This window comes from Shewanella polaris (assembly GCF_006385555.1).
Taxonomy (GTDB): Bacteria; Pseudomonadota; Gammaproteobacteria; order Enterobacterales; family Shewanellaceae; genus Shewanella; species Shewanella polaris.
Map to the genome: position 1 here is coordinate 1,931,405 of NZ_CP041036.1, position 14,072 is coordinate 1,945,476.

Annotated in this window: 14 protein-coding genes; 12 read left to right on the forward strand and 2 right to left on the reverse strand. The window is 39.7% G+C overall.

Annotated elements, in window-relative coordinates:
* Window positions 1-5: 5 nt before the first annotated feature.
* Entirely contained in the window at window positions 6-905 is a 900-nt protein-coding gene (gene hisG, locus FH971_RS08475; RefSeq protein WP_137221048.1) for an ATP phosphoribosyltransferase, read from the reverse strand.
* A gap of 809 nt (window positions 906-1,714) precedes the next feature.
* Here hisG and FH971_RS08480 point away from each other — a divergent pair.
* The gene (locus tag FH971_RS08480) at window positions 1,715-2,617 is read left to right on the forward strand and encodes a diguanylate cyclase domain-containing protein (RefSeq protein WP_140234005.1); all 903 of its coding nucleotides are present in this window, start codon (window positions 1,715-1,717) and stop codon (window positions 2,615-2,617) included.
* Here FH971_RS08480 and FH971_RS08485 read toward each other — a convergent pair.
* A complete protein-coding gene (locus FH971_RS08485; protein ID WP_140234006.1) occupies window positions 2,604-3,947 on the reverse strand; it encodes a hypothetical protein in 1,344 nt (447 codons plus the stop codon). The genes FH971_RS08480 and FH971_RS08485 overlap by 14 nt on opposite strands.
* A gap of 186 nt (window positions 3,948-4,133) precedes the next feature.
* Here FH971_RS08485 and FH971_RS08490 point away from each other — a divergent pair, with 186 nt between their 5' ends.
* From FH971_RS08490 to FH971_RS08540, 11 genes are all read left to right on the forward strand, one after another.
* Window positions 4,134-4,496 (forward strand): Fis family transcriptional regulator, encoded by a 363-nt coding sequence (locus FH971_RS08490; protein ID WP_140234007.1) that lies wholly within the window; start codon window positions 4,134-4,136, stop codon window positions 4,494-4,496.
* Between the two features lie 382 nt (window positions 4,497-4,878).
* Window positions 4,879-5,880, forward strand: coding sequence for a permease (locus FH971_RS08495; protein ID WP_140234008.1), 1,002 nt, complete (start codon window positions 4,879-4,881; stop codon window positions 5,878-5,880).
* 56 nt (window positions 5,881-5,936) lie between these two features.
* Complete coding sequence (locus FH971_RS08500) at window positions 5,937-6,167, forward strand: thioredoxin family protein (RefSeq protein WP_137221038.1); 231 nt, start codon at window positions 5,937-5,939, stop codon at window positions 6,165-6,167.
* Between the two features lie 515 nt (window positions 6,168-6,682).
* Window positions 6,683-7,702 carry a YHYH protein gene (locus tag FH971_RS08505; RefSeq protein WP_140234009.1) on the forward strand — a complete coding sequence of 340 codons (1,020 nt, stop codon included), beginning with the start codon at window positions 6,683-6,685 and terminating at the stop codon, window positions 7,700-7,702.
* 34 nt (window positions 7,703-7,736) lie between these two features.
* Entirely contained in the window at window positions 7,737-8,264 is a 528-nt protein-coding gene (locus FH971_RS08510) for a hypothetical protein (RefSeq protein WP_140234010.1), read from the forward strand.
* A 225-nt stretch (window positions 8,265-8,489) separates the two neighbouring features.
* The gene (locus tag FH971_RS08515) at window positions 8,490-10,415 is read left to right on the forward strand and encodes a DNA repair helicase YoaA (RefSeq protein ID WP_140234011.1); all 1,926 of its coding nucleotides are present in this window, start codon (window positions 8,490-8,492) and stop codon (window positions 10,413-10,415) included.
* A gap of 71 nt (window positions 10,416-10,486) precedes the next feature.
* On the forward strand, window positions 10,487-11,188 hold the full coding sequence (gene tsaB, locus FH971_RS08520) for a tRNA (adenosine(37)-N6)-threonylcarbamoyltransferase complex dimerization subunit type 1 TsaB (protein WP_137221030.1): 702 nt from the start codon (window positions 10,487-10,489) through the stop codon (window positions 11,186-11,188).
* Between the two features lie 59 nt (window positions 11,189-11,247).
* On the forward strand, window positions 11,248-11,577 hold the full coding sequence (locus FH971_RS08525) for a hypothetical protein (RefSeq protein WP_137221028.1): 330 nt from the start codon (window positions 11,248-11,250) through the stop codon (window positions 11,575-11,577).
* Window positions 11,570-12,247 carry a M50 family metallopeptidase gene (locus FH971_RS08530; protein ID WP_140234012.1) on the forward strand — a complete coding sequence of 226 codons (678 nt, stop codon included), beginning with the start codon at window positions 11,570-11,572 and terminating at the stop codon, window positions 12,245-12,247. The genes FH971_RS08525 and FH971_RS08530 overlap by 8 nt, the downstream gene beginning before the upstream one ends.
* Entirely contained in the window at window positions 12,244-13,113 is an 870-nt protein-coding gene (locus tag FH971_RS08535) for a class I SAM-dependent methyltransferase (protein ID WP_137221024.1), read from the forward strand. Before FH971_RS08530 ends, FH971_RS08535 begins: the two co-directional genes overlap by 4 nt.
* A gap of 20 nt (window positions 13,114-13,133) precedes the next feature.
* Entirely contained in the window at window positions 13,134-14,018 is an 885-nt protein-coding gene (locus tag FH971_RS08540) for an alpha/beta hydrolase (RefSeq protein WP_140234013.1), read from the forward strand.
* The last annotated feature ends 54 nt before the right edge of the window (window positions 14,019-14,072 follow it).

Below are 14,072 nucleotides of genomic sequence, written 5' to 3' on the forward strand. Positions count from 1 at the left end.
TTGTGTTACCCCATCATTTTTTCAATAGGCATGACCAGAATTGAGCTTGCACCTAATACGGTCAACTCTTCCATTGTGTCCCAGAATAAATCTTCAGTACTGACAACGTGGATAGCCACACGATTAGTGTCGTCATTGAGTGGTAATACTGTTGGGTTTTCAGCACCAGGGAGTAGGGCAACGATTTGATCTAAGGTTTCAAGTGGGGCGTGCAATAAGATGTATTTACTTTCACGAGCACGGATAACACCATTAATACGAGACAAGATTTTGTTGATAAGAGCTTGTTTTTCAGTAGATTGAGTTTTATTTGATTGAATGATGCACGCCATTGAGCGGTAAATCACTTCGGTTTCATATAAGCCATTAGCTTCAAGGGTGGCACCAGTTGATACTAAATCACAAATACCGTCTGATAAACCTGCGCGAGGTGCGACTTCTACGGAACCTTTAAGCATACAGTCGCTGTAGTTTATGCCTTTTTCTTGCATAAAGCGGCGCAGTAAGTTCGGGTAAGAGGTGGCGATACGAAGACCTTCAAGAGATGTTGCATCTTTATACGCAAACTCATTGGGTACGGCTAATGATAAACGACATGAACCAAAATCTAACTCACGCAATTTACTGCATTCAGCGGGTTTGCTTGCTAGTTGACGCTCAATTTGCTCTTCTTCAAGTACGTTTTCACCGATAATGCCTAGGTCAACAACACCGTCCATGACTAAGCCTGGAATATCATCATCACGAACGCGTAATAAGTCGATTGGCATGTTGTCTGAGTGTGCAATCAAGCGTTGCTCATTAACGTTGAATTTAACGCCACAGCTTCTAAGCAACTGTTGAGACTCTTTTGATAAACGGCCCGATTTCTGGATGGCAATACGTAAACGCTTTGATTCACTCATGTGATACTTCCTTAATGTATTAAATATAAAATGTTGTAAATTTAAAAGCTTAAAAAAAAATAAATTTAGAAAAACAAAAAACCCCTGAAATTCCTTCCAGGGGTTTATGTGAAATATTGTTCACCACCAGAAGGATAACGTCCTTCGGCAGTAAGCATCCGAAGGCTACCGCAAATGGTGATGATGGTGGAATGTAGTCACTTGGATGTTCATGGTAATTCTCTTTATATAATCTTAATTAATTCAGTTTTGATGAGGTTTTATGCACTCATTTATGTCGTGTTTAGCGACTTGCAGTTAACTTAACCGCATTTATGCTTGTTTGCAAGAGCAGATAAAGCATTAATGTCATTTTATTACGAATTTTTTTGCATAAGATGTGAATTGTTGTTTGTTGTAGCCAATTAGCTATTAAGGCATCATTAAAAATAAAATGGATTAACAGTCGAATTGTTAATGGTCTTGGGTATTAAGCTCGGGCTATTGTTTGTCAGTAAATGATTTTGAGAGGTCAAAAAATACAAAGGTTACACTTTAACGTAATGACGCCCTCTTATTTAGAACTTTACATCAATTAAGTTAAAGGTATTGATTAATCGGTTGATTTTTATGCAGCTAAAGCCATGTGTTAGCCATTTATTGAATGAATAAACTATGCTTTGGTGTGATGAAGCCTTATCAGCATCGACTTTACACATCGTAATGGTTAGACCATATCGTTATAAGTCATTGAATTTATTCAACACTGCTTATAAGCTGGCGTTTATTACGCTTTATTAATTAAACTAACTTCTCGAGATATGAACAGTATGAAGACCTTTGATCTTGTGGCGCTTAGAGATGTTATGGATTTAATGCTTGATGCTGTTTGTGTGGTTGATAAAAAAGGTGACTTTGTCTTTGTCAGTGCAGCATTTGAAGATATTTTTGGCTATCCCCCTGATGAAGTTATTGGTAAGCCTATGATTGACTATGTTTATCCTGATGATGGTGAAGTAACGCTTAATGTTGTTAAAGGTTTATTGAACGGAAACCTTCAACCTCGTTTTGAAAATCGTTGGGTCCGTAAGGATGGCAGCATAATACACGTGCTGTGGTCTGCTCGTTGGTCTGAAGATCACCAGTTTAGAATCGCAATTGCCCACGATATAACTGAGCGAAAGCTAATGGAGCAACAACTTCATTATATTGCAGGACACGATCCATTAACTGAATTACCCAATAGGGCATTGTTGTTTGGACGTTTACAAACGTCGCTAGGATTAGCTCGTCGTGAAGGTTGTCATCTTTCATTGTTATTTATTGATATTGATGGGTTTAAACATGTAAATGATAGTTACGGACATCTTGCCGGTGATAAGTTACTTAAGATTATTGCCCAAAGGTTAAATGCTTGTGTTCGTCAAACTGACACGGTAGGACGTTTTGGTGGTGATGAGTTTGTTGTGGTGTTAAATGGAATTGATTTGTTTGATGATGTACTTATTATTGCGGAAACTATCCGTGTAGAACTTGAGAGACCTTATCAAATAGATAGGCTTTATTTGCAACTTTCACCGAGCATTGGTGTTGCTCGATACCCTGATAACGGTAAAGATGAGCAGCAATTACTTAAGCATGCAGATCAAGCAATGTATAGAGCAAAAATTGCAGGTGGAAATCGAGTTGAGGCTGTTAAGCAAACTATAAAACAGCCATTTATGGGTAAATAATATTCGATGATGTTAGCTGCAATTGGATTTGATTGCTTATCTCGACTTTTTGACTGGCAGTTAATTGGGTTGAGTTATCTATGGCCGATAATGCCGCACGTTTATCAAAACTACTCCACACATTAACGGTACTCATAATGGACTCAAAGCGGGTCGTAACATCATTAATACGTTCGGATACATTAAAAGCTTGTTGCGGATCGGTTTGGCTTAGTTGAGCAGCGCGTTGATTAAAGGCAATGTCTTTATTGTCGTCAGATAGTGAATTAATGACTTGAAAAAAATCACTTTCAGATTTTTCCGCGAGGGCGTAGCTAGCATTGATGATAATATCTCGTTGAACATTGGTATCGTAATTATCAATTCGCGCTAGCATCATATTGGGTTCCACACTGGCGATTTCAGCTAAGGCACTGTTAAAATAGTCCTGATTTAAATCATAGGCTTGCTTTTGATTGTTTAAAAACACTAAAGCCGCCTCGGGATCTGTTTCTGCCATTTTACGCGAAATAATAAATACCCCACTGGCACGCTGTTCAACGGCAATACTATCTAACCAATCAACAGCCTCTTGGGTATTTTTTTCAACTAACTGATATACCATTGACGTAATCAAGTAATTAGTCGACTCATTTAATGGCAACGATGAAATTAGATTTGCAGCTTCATTTGGAGACTGTTCAATATAATAATACATGGTATTTAAGTACATTTTTAATGTTGATTGAGTTTCTGGTTGTAGCTTTAACCATTCAAATGCTGCAATTGCATCGTTGCTGGCCCATGAATCAACAATCGACATCATTATTGATGACTTCATCGGCTCTGCGGCTAGGAATTCAATATCGCTTAACGCCTGTTGCGGATTAACCGATGCTAAGCCGCGCAAATAACTGTCGAGTAATGATTCATATTGTTGTGTCGACTTAAACTGTTCTAGCCATGACATTATGTTTGAAAATTGCATTTTCCCGGCAATTTCTAAAATTAAACCATATAAGTCTTCATGTTCAGTCTCTTCAGCAACGAGTAATGCTTCCAGAGGATCTTGTTCAGCCAACTGCATGATGCGAAAAATCGACATGTAAGGTGTTTCTTCAATGTTTAATGAAGCTTTAAACGCTTCTCGGTCATGAGCTTTTTGGCTGGGGGCTTTGCTTGACGTAATCGAAGAGTTGGTATTCGATAAAGATTCAGCGGCATTATTTTGTATTGTTGAGGTGATTATTCGTCGGTTGTCAGCTGCAAGAGTAGTCTCATTAGGCCAGATAAGAGGATAACTGATAAATCCGATACCCCAACTTAATACCACCACAATTAACCATTTCATTATTGCTTTTCCTTAAGCTTGCTGCATGCGTTCAAATCACTATTCGTTGGCTTACGTTATTATGATGCTGTTAATATTGCAATGAATAGTTCAGTGCTTGATATGATAGAGTATATTTTAACTTATTAACTTTTAACATAAATTCATATTTTTACCTTAGGTTTATGTGGCCCAAAGCGAGTAATAATGCGTAAAACTGACAAAAAGATAGACAATCAACTAAGACAAGGATTAACCCTTGTGTGCGATCATTCAATCGAGGTTTATCCTGGTTTTGCATGGATTACCCATAAAGTTGATTACACTGCATTTCCTAAAAGTTTACGCATTGTTTGTGTTTTCGATACTGAGCTGCAACTCAGGCAGTTTAATCAGGAGAACCATAAAACGACGTTATTAAACTTGATTAAACGCACACTCAGTCAATTTGGTATTGACCTAAAAGATATCAGTCAGCATGTGAGCTTTGATACCGAAACGGCTTGTGAACAGCAACATAATGGTAACTGGGCATTGCGCTTAAGTGGCAGCAGCCACAGCATTAAATAATCGGCTTCATTAAGCCGTAGTAATGTTTACTGTAGAGGCTGTTTGATCCTATTAATGAAGTATTACTCTATTAATATCTTGTTTAAGATACATTAGGCTGCATCATTATTGTTTATTGTTCATTGCTTATTGCCCACAACTCAGTATCCACTTAGTTCTATTGTGACAGCAAAATTAATCCAAGCTATAGCTGTAATATGCTAATTAAAAAAGATTTCAATCATCGTAAGATACAAACTGTCTAGTCTATTAAGCAAATCATAAAATGTTAATTACTATCGTCTCTGTTTCATCCTACCATCCACAAAATCGAGATCTAACTCTAATCTCGTATCGTTAAAATCCGTTATCTTTGTACTAAGTGAGTTTTGAGGTAAAAGTTATGTTTCAGATCTTTTCTGATTTTGCATCTTGGCTGGTTTTCAGTGTAATAGGGTTGTCTGCAGAGACTAAACTCGGCGACGCGCTACATTTTTTTGTTGAAGATGTGACTAAAATTTTTGCTTTGCTTCTGATAATGATTTACCTCATCGCTTTAGTGCGGGCGTCGTTAAATGTGGAACGTGTCAGGGATTATTTAGCCGGTAAACACAGAGGATTAGGTTACTTAATGGGATCTGGCTTTGGTGTAGTGACGCCATTTTGTTCTTGCTCGAGTATCCCGGTATTTTTAGGTTTTACGTCTGCAGGGATCCCTTTGGGGATCACCATGAGCTTTTTGATTACCTCACCTTTAATTAACGAGGTCGCGATATTATTGTTGATGAGTTTATTAGGGCTTAAGTTTACCTTACTTTATATTGTCGTTGGCATGAGTGTGGGTATGTTAGGCGGTTTCTTTCTCGACAGTATTAAGGCTGAGCGTTGGCTGCAATCATTTGCGGCTGAAGCGTTAAAGCGCGGTCAGAAAAAGGGCGGTGAAGCAACGATTGCTGATGGTGCCAATGCGCAAAAAATGTCGTTCCCACAAAGACACCAGTTTGCCAAAACTGAAATGCTGGATATTTTTGGCCGAGTGTGGAAATGGGTCATTATTGGTGTCGGTTTAGGCGCAGCATTACACGGTTTTGTACCAGATGGATGGATTGGCGAGCATTTGGGGGACGGACAATGGTGGTCAGTTCCTGCTGCGGTGTTGTTGGGTATTCCACTTTATTCCAATGCGACTGGGGTTATTCCGGTTATGGAAAGTCTGATTATTAATGGTCTACCGATAGGAACTACATTGGCATTTTGTATGAGCACGGTTGCAGCCAGTTTTCCTGAGTTTATTTTGTTAAAACAAGTGATGCAATGGCGTTTGCTGGCAATATTATTTTGTGTGTTATTAGTAGCATTCACTCTCGTCGGTTGGATCTTTAATGCGTTAGCACCGGTATTATGATTTTTTATCAACATCAACAACATCAACAACATCAACAACATCAATAAGGATAAACAATGAAGACGGTTAAAATTTTGGGTTCTGGTTGTAAAAAGTGTCTTGAAACCGCAGAGCTTGCCCAAGCTGTTGCGGATGAAAAGGGTGTTGCAATAAAAATCGAAAAAGTCACTGATATGGCTAAAATTATGGATTATGACGTTATGAGTACGCCAGCAGTGGTGGTTGATGAGAAAGTGGTTCATAAAGGCAGTAAACCCACTAAAGAACAGATGTCAGCGTGGATATAAATGCTGCTAAAGTCATTAATTGAGTGACTGAGCAATTAAAGGACTAAGGGTTATTAACTGTAAAAACACAGTTATTGCCCTTGGCATTGTGCTGCACAATGACTAAATTACAGAGCTATGAAGTTAAAACCTTACTGATATGACGATGACCCTCAAGTTAGTTTTAAACTTTCTACTCAAGTCTACGCGGTTCACATTTATGGCTATCTTATTCCATTAGAAATAAAAATAGGTGTGTGAATATTCTGCCTACCCACTTTTAATTGTAATCCATTGTTTTTAATATTAATTTACCGCTAATTCTTGGGAGTATCGTCAACTATTGTTTATCATACTGCTGACGTTTAACCATAAAAATTACCCACCGGATTACTCCATTAACATCTTATTTACCATATCCACCACTATTGTGGTTTTTCTGCGCACTTTCTGCACATTGTCTCTATATCATCGATAGGTAATTAAGCATTTCGTTCGTTAAACCACTTTACGATCCACTAAAAGGAATCGATGACATGAAACTATTCGTAAAACATCGTCAGTTTACTCAATCTATATTGTGTACTTTGGTATTAGCAGGTTTATTAACGGCCTGTGACAGCAGTGATGATGACACAATGTCAACCGATGACAGTACAACTGTGGTAGACACTTCGACAGATAATGGTGTGAGTACCGACAACAGCACCGATGGTGTGATATGTGATTATTCATACAGCGAATTTAACGATTCTGAGTCAATTGGCTATAACAGCGAATCGCAATGGACATGTGCTGATGATATGCGTGAGTTAGTCGCCAATGGAATTCCAGACCACGAAGTAGGTACCTTTCCTAATGATGGCAATCCCAACATGATCACAGAGCAAGTGATCACAGCGAGTATTACCTTGTTGCCAGTTCAAACCGATGTGGCTACTCAATTAGGTGGGCCTTCAGGACCGCAGGGTTATGTATTAAACGGGGTGAAAATAGATGCCAGTACCGCCGGTACTTGTGATGATTCAGGTTTAATTTGTGATGCAGCTATGAATGTCGGTAATTGGAACATTGAGGCACTGGGTCAATCTAGTTTTGATTTTGGTACTGACGACAACAATGCTCATGTTCAGCCTAGTGGCGAATATCATTACCATGGAATACCAGAAGGTTTTATTACGCTCCACGGCGGCAGTAGTGACACCATGACCTTAATTGCATGGGCTTCTGATGGATTCCCTATTTATGCCCGTTATGGTTATACCACTGCAGATGATGCGACTTCCGAACTTAAAGTTGTCACAGGCAGTTACCAGTTGGTCACAGAGGTAAGTGATAGCAGACCTTCAACCGATTTATATGCCTTAGGTACGTTTAAACAAGACTGGGAATATGTAGAAGGCTCTGGCGATTTGGATGAATGTAATGGCCGAGTTGGTGTCACTCCTGAGTTTCCTAATGGCATTTATCATTATTATGCAACAGATAGTTATCCATTTTTTCAACGTTGCGTAAAAGGTGAAGTTGAATCAACAGGACAATTACCTCCAGCTTAATAATGCGTTATATCAATCTTAAGGAGGACCTCAAATGCGCGTGTTGAGAAACCATTCCATGGTGATTATTTTTATAGTGAGTTTATTGATGGCAACAGAGGCGCAGTCGCACATGATGGTGGCTCAACACGGCACCATTAATATGGTTAACAATGGTGCTTTTATGGTGTTGTCATTGCCTATCAGTGCATTTGATAATATCGATGATGACAATAGTGGCCACTTATCAACGGTTGAGTTTAATTCGCATCGAGCTGAAATAATGGCTCAAATTTTGGCAAAAGTGCAATTGCACGATAATAATGGTTTGCGTCCCTTAGAAGGGTTAATGTTTTCATTGGGCGACGATCATCATAATGCAGATACTGCAACTCAATTGATTGTGATGGGCCGCTTTGCTATTGATGAAAAATCAGCCGGTTGGACTTTTTTATTTGGCTTATTTGGTGAATCTGCAGAGGAGAAAGTCATGAATATGAGTGTTAAGCGCAAAGCAACTAATCAAAAAATGGCATTTGAACTTACTCCGAATAATGCCAGGCAAAAAGTTTTTTCTTTATAATCCAATAAGATAGCGCGCCTTTATGTTAGTCCAATAAATGCTGTTTCACTTAGGTGGTCAGCATTTTTTATTATTTGATATGTCGCCTTTTAAGCGCATCATGTTTGTTGTGTAATCGACATGCTTTTGTGCTTTTGACGATAAAGAGTTGGAAGATGAAGCCGTTATCAGCATAATAGCCCAAATTACATCACACCATCATGACCGCAATAATTTGAGGACGCTTTGAGCTCGACACTTACCCAATCCGTTATCCATGAATTTAGCGAACGCGGTGCGTTAGCAAAACATGTTCATCATTATCACCACCGACAAAGTCAAACCGATATGGCTGTTGCGGTGAGTGATGCTATTGCTAAAAAACATAATCTGATTTTAGAAGCCGGTACGGGTGTAGGCAAAACCTTTGCATATTTACTGCCTGCATTGCTTAGCGGCAAGCAAGTGGTGGTGAGCACCGGTAGTAAAAATTTACAAGAGCAACTGTTTTTAAAAGACTTACCAGCATTGTTAACCATGTTAGATGTACACGTGCCTATAGCGTTATTAAAAGGGCGTAACAACTATTTATGCCAATTACGCCTAGAAAAACAAATGCAAAATGCCAGTCAGTTTAGCGAATATTACATTGATGACTTGCTAAAAATTAACCAATGGGCACATTTAAGCAAAGACGGCGATATAGGTAATTTAACCTCGGTGGCAGAACATTCTGAGGTTATCCCTACTGTGGTGAGCACTAAAGAGAGTTGTACGGGTAAAAAATGCGACCATTACGATGATTGCTTTACTCGTAAAGCGCGTATTCGGGCAATGGATGCCAAAGTGGTGGTGGTTAATCATCATTTATTTTTTGCCGATCGATTACTAAAAGACACTGGATTTGCGGAGTTACTGCCAAATCCTGATGTGGTGATATTTGACGAGGCACATTTAGTGCCCGATATTTGTATTAGTTATTTTGGCAGTCATATTTCCAGCCGCGAAATAGATAAATCACTCAACGCGATAATTAAACTGCATAAAGAGGTGATCCGCGACAGTATTCAGCTTGAACAATTGGCTCAACGTGGCTTAATTGCACTCAGTGAATGGCACAATATGATGTTTGAACATCAAGTGTCTGATTGGCGCAAAGTACTGACAATAAAAATACTTGCAAGCACCTCATGGACCTTGCATCAATCATTAGTCGATTTAGCTAATAATATGCAACATCATCTTGGTCGTGATGATCAGCTCGATAATGCCTTTGAGCAATTACTCACGTTGGCTGATACATTACGCAATTATTTTGAGTGCCAAGACCCCCAGGCGGCTTACAGCGTTGAGCTTGGTCCCCGGTTTATTATGCTGCGCATGAGCCCCATTAATGTCGCCAAACAATGTCAGCAATTATTTGATCACAACACCCGTTGGATTTTTACCTCGGCAACATTGCAAGTTAATCGTAGCCTAGCGCTTTTTGCCAAAGAGATGGGTTTGGGTGATGCTAAACAACTTATTTTAGACAGCCCATTTGATTACCCCAACCAAGCAGTATTTTGTGTACCACGTCATTTAGGTAAAGTAGGGCAGTCGAAACATTCAGCAAAACAACTGGTTGATATCAGTGTTCAAGCCATTAATGCCGCACAAGGGCGTACGTTTATTCTATTTACCAGCCATCAGATGTTGCAACAGGTGGCTATGATGTTACAAGGCAAGGTGAAATATCCGCTTTTAGTGCAAGGCCAAGCCAGTAAGCAAAGTTTATTAAATAAGTTTAGGCAGCTAGGTAATGCCGTGCTGTTAGGTACCAGCAGTTTCTGGGAAGGTGTAGATGTACGCGGTAAATTACTCAGTTGTGTGATTATAGATAAATTACCGTTTGTGTCCCCTGATGATGCATTATATAAAGCTCGTGCGGCCAATGCTGAGCGTCAAGGACTTGATCCTTTTGCTTCTATTTCATTGCCGCAAGCGGTTATTAGTTTAAAGCAAGGCGTTGGACGATTAATTCGTGATGAAAAAGATCGTGGAGTACTTATTTTGTGCGATAACCGCATTGTGAATCGTGCTTACGGACAAGAATTTATTAATTCATTGCCCCCCATGCAGCGTACTCGTGATTTAGACCGAGCGCTGCAATTTTTAAAACACATCCCTTAAGCTTTTTAAAACACGGCTCATCAGTTATCATTACAAAATTATCTGTCGTTTTTATTGAGTAACCCAACACAATGCCAAAGCCGTTAACCATTCTTGCTCTTGATACCTGTACCGAAACTTGCTCTGTTGCATTAACCATTAATGGTGATGTTTATGCTCGTATTGAAGATGCGCCGCGTGAACACAGCCAACGTTTGCTGCCTATGGTTGATGATGTCTTAGCCGAGGCTAAAGTGACTCTCGTCGATATCGATATGATTGCTTATGGACGCGGCCCGGGCAGTTTTACGGGTATCCGTATTTGTACCAGTATGACCCAAGGGTTAGCATTGGGACTTGATTTACCCGTCATTGGTATTTCTACGTTAACAGCAATGGCTCAAATGGCCGTCAGTCAACATGGTGCTTCTCAGGTATTGTGTTGTATTGATGCTAGAATGAATGAAGTCTATTGGGCTCAGTACATTGCTAAAGACGGTATTGCTATTTTGGTTGGGGAAGAACATGTTACAACGCCAGAAATGGTAACATTGGTTTTAGACTCACAACAAAACATAGCGGCTTGTGGAACTGGGTTTGACGTTTATCCGCAGTTATTAACTCTGGCGCCAAGTATCAGTCGTTGCTTCGAAGCTACATATCCTGATGCTAAATCTATGCTGGTGTTAGCCCAACTTGGATATCAACAAGGTTTGCACACTACAGTTGATGAACTCGCCCCTGTTTACCTTCGTGACACAGTCACATGGAAAAAACTTCCGGGTCGAGAATAGCCATTCAGGTTAATTTGACATAAAGTGTATAATAGAATTATAGGTAAACGGTGTCGTTAATGACGATAAATGCAGCATTATCAATGGCAAATAATCAATCTGGCCCAGTCAGCTTGAGTCAAGCTGTTGCTGGAAATCGACCGATTACTCCAGCCCAAGACCCCATAGTTGTTAACACTTCAGCTGATGATATTGAGCTGCAAAGTATTGAAAGCAATGATGTGGCCATTGTTGATGATGTAACCTTGTCAGCCAAACAACAAGCCCGCGTTGAATATGATCGTGATACCAATGGCCAACGTGGTGCAATAGCGCAATATTTGTCTACTCAACATTCTGCTAAAAGAGACGAAATTCAACAAATGGTTGGTATTGATTTGTATGCCTAACCCGCCTTTGTCTGCAATCCCCAGTCGTAGCCGTTTTATGATCGAATTACTATTGGCCTTTTTACTGACTCGATTTCCTTATATCTCTATTCCTTTTAAATGGTTTGAAAGCTATTTTCACGAATTATCTCATGGCATCGCGACGTTATTGACGGGTGGCACTGTGAGTCATATCCAGTTATTTCCAAACGGTGCAGGCCTTTGTTTTAGTCAAGGCGGTAATAGTATATTAATTGCTTATGCAGGCTATTTCGGCGCCGCGTTATGGGGTTATGCGATATTTCTACTGGCGACTCAAAAACACACTATCAGATTTACTTTGTCTCTGTTAGGCCTAACGGTGGCGGCTTCACTACTTTTCTGGGCTCGAGATGTGCTAACCATTATTATTCTTAGCGTCTTGATAATACTTTTTTTGTTACCACTTAAATTAAAAAACAGTGGTCTGCTCAATAGTTTATTGCGTATATTAGGCTTAATGATTATGTTAAACGCCATGGCCAGCCCTATGGTGTTATTAGGGTTAAGTGGCCAAGGCGATGCGGTGATGTTAGCGAAAATAACATGGTTGCCGGCATGGTTGTGGGTAATGACATGGCTCGCATTTAGTGGGTTTATGTTGTGGCTCTGTTGGCGTAAAGTTGATCGAAAAAAGGGAGTGTCAAAATGAAACGTAACATGATGTTAGGAGCCTTAATTGGCTTATCAAGTTTAGGTATGTCAGCAGCTGCATTTGCTGCGAGCACAGATAACACGCAAAACCAATCAGTCGCAGTGCCGCAGGTTAATGCTGCGCTTGCACAAGCCGTCGCGAGTCAATTTCGTTCAGAAGATAATAAGCTGCGTGATCAATATCGCCATCCTGCAGAAACGTTGGCTTTTTTTGATGTAAAGCCAGATCAAACTGTTATTGAATTATGGCCAGGTGGTGGTTGGTATGCTGAAATTTTAGCGCCTTACTTAGCTGATAAGGGCCATTATGTGGCTGCTAATTTTGAAACTAAGCCTACAGTAGATAGCCCTAGAGCAGCTTATTACAAATCAGCAGGTTTAAAATTTGAAAAGTGGGTCAATGACAATAAAGCCAGCGTTGGTAATGTTCAGTTTGTTACCCTTGATCCACCGGCTAAGCTTTCACTGGGTAAAGATAATTCTGCCGACCAGGTATTAACATTCCGTAATTTGCATAATTGGGCAATGAAAGGGGAGTTAGAAGGTGTGTTTAAAGCCGCTCATGATGTGTTAAAAGTCGGCGGTTCATTAGGCATTGTTGAACACCGTGCAAATATCGGTATGGCTGCAGAAAGTGGTTATATGGATGAAAATCAAATGGTCGAACTGGCTAACAAATACGGTTTTGAACTGACCGCTAGCTCTGAAGTGAATGCCAATCCCAAAGACAGTAAAAATTATCCGAAAGGCGTGTGGACATTACCACCAAGTTTAGCCATGGGCGATCAAGATAAGCAGAAGTATCTTGATATAGGTGAAAGTGACCGCATGACACTTAAGTTTACTAAAACTGCTGCTAAATAAATCTGTAAAGTGAGCCAACAATGTTGAACGTTAACGTAGAACAAATTCAATTGCCGTTGGCTCATATTACGCTCGCAGCTAAACGCTATGGTCAAGCAGATAAGCCAATCATACTGGCTTTGCATGGTTGGCTTGATAATGCCGACAGCTTCATCCCTTTAGCGGAGGCTTTTTCGCAACAAGGGTTGTTTGAACGGTATCAATTATTATGTATTGATTGGCCCGGACATGGATTGTCAGAACACCGTCCTGGACGTTATCCTTTGCATTGGGTTGATTACATTTATGACTTACAAGCCGTCATTGAACTTGTTTCTGATAATCAACCTATTATTTTGATGGGACATTCTTTAGGGGGCATTATTGCTTCCGCTTATAACGCTTGTTTAGGTGAAAATATTGCTAAGTTAGTATTAATAGAAGCTTTAGCACCATTATCAGAATCTGCAGATAATGCTAAATCCCGTTTGCGTAAAGGTTTACTGCAACAACAACGTTTTAATCGTCAATTAGCTCGGCCCATTCCCACTTATTCTTCTCTTGATGTTGCAATTCATGCGCGTCATCAACTAACCGGATTAGCCTTGCCTTGGTGTAAATTGATTACAGAGCGTAATATGCAATTAGTTGGTGATAAATATGCTTGGAGAAGTGACCCTAGGTTAAAACTTGATTCATTGAATCGTTTCACATTTGAACAAGTTGATGCATTAATGACCACTAGCGATACCGATACTTTATTTATTGCAGCGCAAGATGGTTACAAGCAACTCACTTTGTCAGAACAACATGCAAATGCCTGGTTTACCAACATTAAAATGCTAACATTAATGGGGGATCACCATTTACATATGGGGAATGCCAATCAAGTCGCAGAAACGATTGGAGCTTTTATTCTAAATTAGTCGGTCTGTTAACTGAAATCGCTGTTATTTTTAATTCATTTATGTGATTATGGT